At 60.3% G+C, this 3069-nt stretch carries 3 protein-coding genes and 1 pseudogene; all 4 read right to left on the bottom strand.

Annotation, left to right across the window (positions count from 1 at the left end):
- Positions 1 to 85 precede the first annotated feature (85 nt).
- The gene (locus tag NW835_RS06405) at positions 86 to 733 is read right to left on the bottom strand and encodes a thermonuclease family protein (protein ID WP_414414826.1); all 648 of its coding nucleotides are present in this window, start codon (positions 731 to 733) and stop codon (positions 86 to 88) included.
- 357 nt (positions 734 to 1090) lie between these two features.
- A complete protein-coding gene (locus tag NW835_RS06400) occupies positions 1091 to 1579 on the bottom strand; it encodes a YqeG family HAD IIIA-type phosphatase (protein WP_414365531.1) in 489 nt (162 codons plus the stop codon).
- A gap of 46 nt (positions 1580 to 1625) precedes the next feature.
- Positions 1626 to 2756: an endolytic transglycosylase MltG gene (gene mltG, locus NW835_RS06395; protein ID WP_414414825.1), complete on the bottom strand. Its 1131-nt coding sequence runs from the start codon at positions 2754 to 2756 to the stop codon at positions 1626 to 1628.
- A gap of 120 nt (positions 2757 to 2876) precedes the next feature.
- A pseudogene (gene pyrH / locus NW835_RS06390) lies at positions 2877 to 3069 on the bottom strand (UMP kinase); the annotation flags it as partial.

Here is a 3069-nt window from a genome sequence, read left to right as displayed (position 1 = left end):
CCGGGTGGGGAATCCCGCGCCTTACGTTGAAGTCGAGAGCCATCCCCAAGGGCTAGGCGGCTCTGGACTCATCTTTGGCTTCTCTCTAGCGAGGGCCATAGGGCGTCCAATAGCCGCGCCCCTGTTGCCTTGCCGCATTGGCTGCCTCTTTGAGAATAGCGCCGTACTTGAGGCCATTGGTTTGCGGCGACAGTAGGCCATGCCCCAAAAACAGCATCTCCTGGTTGATGAGGGTATTGGCCCGCCAAACGTAGGCAGGCAGGGTGGGGGTGGGCACCAGAGCGGGATCCAACTCCAAGAACACCTCGCGCCCCAGCAAAGCCGTCTGCAGGTATTGACCGGCATTGTAGATAGGCAGAGGGGTTTGCCTGCGCAGCTCCGTCCACGTAGGATTGACCTCTGCCGGCAGAGGATCAATCCCGATCAGTTGCACCAGGCGCAAATTCAAGTCCCCTTCGAGCTGGACAACCAGGGTGTTGTAATCGACCACCCGAATGACTTGTGCCCGCTTGAGGCTGCGCAGATCCGGACGGGCCACTAAGGTCAAGGCCCAAGCGGGCCATGCCGAGACCAGCAAGGGTAAGGCCAGCAGGCTGCTCAGCTTAATGAAACTCCGTCCCTGGGATATCAACAGAGACTTGGGACGGTGAGAGATGGAAACAGACCGCAGCGATTTTTGCATCATGGACTTCACCCGTTGCATGGCGGACTTGACGATAGGGATGGTTTGCATGCTTAACCTTTGGATTTGACGCTGCCCTTACACCGCCACCCGGCGGGCCTAATGCCGGATCCGGCTCACTGCCGTCACTCTACAAAAAACTGTGGCAGATGGGTCAACTTGGCGAGATTTCCCGCGACTCCTCCTTTCGGAAGCGCCACCGGATCGGCAGCCTAAGTAGACAGTTTCCCAACGGTTCTCCGATGCCTCGCGCTCTCGCCCCAACTCTTCTCTCTCTGGAAGGGGGGAGCTGGGAATACAAATAGAGTCTCGTTGCCATTGGCCCTGACCTCCCTCCGACTCCCCCCGCATACGCGGGGCAGGTACAACGCGAGCCTTCCCGTCTTGCAAGGTAGCCATGGCTCTCTCTCAAAAGCGGGGATCCAGAATGGCCGCAGGGCTCTTCTCCGGAGTCTTGGGCAGGAGGGAGTTGACCAGTACGGTAACCAAGCCCAGCCGATTGCCCGCCAGGATATCTGTCCACAGGCGATCGCCCACGATGGCTACCGCCTCCACCGGCAAGTTCATTTGCGCCACAGCTCGCCGCAGAGCGCGCCGCGAGGGTTTGCCAGCGCCGTGAATGTAAGGCAGGTTTAAGCTCTCACCAATTTGGCGAATGCGGCTGCGGTTGAGGTTGTTGCTCACCAGCCAAATCTGAAAGTGGGGGCGCAATTGCTCCAGCCAGGCGGCCACAGCCGGATCCACCTCCGCCTGGCGGATCGGCACCAGCGTGTCGTCCACGTCGAAGATGACACCCCTCACCTGCCAGGCCAACAGATCTTCTGCCCGCAGCCGCAAGACAGTGCCGGCCACCACCACATCTGGTTGCAGGAGCTTGAACCAAGGTTTGTGTACCATTTGGAAGCTTTTCAACCACCAAGCGCCAATTCTCCTGACCTCCTCATCAAAGACTAGGTTGAAGACCGGGCGGGGATCCCTGCCGCTCGCGGAGGATTTGCCGTTGAGCTGCCTCGTGCTCGGCTAGAGTCTTGCTGAAAACATGGGTGCCGTCGTAGCGGGCCACAAAGTAGAGGTAGTCGGTCTCCTCAGGCTCCAAAACGGCTTTGAGGCTGGCCAAGCCCGGACTGGCGATGGGGCCAGGGGGCAATCCGGGGTTGAGGTAGGTGTTGTAGGGAGAGGGAGTACGCACCTCGGCAAGGGTGAGGCGGCGATCTGGCGTTTGCCGGATGTTCAGGGCATATTCCACCGTCGGATCGGCTCCCAAGGGCATTCCCTTTTTGAGCCGGTTCAAAAAGACACCCGCGATTAAGGCGCGCTCCTCCGGCACAGCGGCCTCCCGCTCCACAATGCTGGCCAGGGTAACCCACTCATGCAAGGAGAGGGAAGTGGTGTGCTGGCGAAACAGGGGTAGGGCCACAGCGGCAAACCGCTGCAGCATAGCGTTGATTACAATCTCGGCTTTTTGCTGATCTGGCAGGGATCCCTCCACCTGTTCGACAGGAAAAAGATAGGTATCGGGGAAGAGGTAGCCTTCCAGGGAGTTCAAGCTGGGGGGCAGCCACTCAAGGGGTGGGATCACACGGGCTGTGGCAATGAAAACATCGGCTGGCATCCACTTGCGCTCCGCTAAGGCCGCCGCCATCTGCTCGATCCGCCAGCCCTCTGGGATGGTCAGCCGCCGCTGCAGAATCCGGCCCTGCCGCAGTTGTCGGGCTACAGATAGCATGTCTTGGTTGGGATCCAAAGCGTAGGTACCTGCCTGAAACAGCCAGTCGCGGCCAAAGGTGCGGCTCCACAGCTCCCAGGCCAAAGCAGAGCGGATCACCCCCGCTTGGTGCAGTTGTTTTCCGATTAAACGGCTGCTGCTGCCCGGCTGGATCACCACCTGGATTGGCTCTGGGCCACCCACCGGCTGAAGCCAGGTCTGCCAGCGCCAGTAGCCAAAGCCGACGGCCAAAGCCACCAGGAAAGCTAAGCCTTGCACCAGACGGCGACCCCAGCGTTGGCGGCAGCAGGGCGGAGCACTCTGGGCGATCAGGCCTTCGGGCGAGGCGGGATCGCGGTGATCTGTCATCGCCTTCCCCTCCACATCGCGTCAGCACATCCTCTGGCCAGGTTGGCGTGGCCAGAAGAGATCCTCAGGCCGTCACCGGCCACTCAAGGCCACCCCCAGTGTAGCCTCGACCTATTCCACTTAGGATCCACTCTCCTGGGCCAAGCGGGCAGGGATCCCATTGCTCTTGGGAGTTGTTTGTCCAATCCAAGTGCCGATGGGCTCACCCTGCACCACCCGGTAGATGTTGCCGGGGGTGGTTAGGTCGAAAACCACGATGGGTAGTTGATTTTCTTTGCAGAGGGCGATGGCGGTGCTGTCCATCACCCGCAGA

Source organism: Synechococcus sp. OH2, assembly GCF_047462155.1.
Classification (GTDB): Bacteria; Cyanobacteriota; Cyanobacteriia; order Thermostichales; family Thermostichaceae; genus Thermostichus.
The sequence above is the reverse complement of the archived record's forward strand: the minus strand, read 5'-3'. Positions and strand labels throughout refer to the sequence as shown.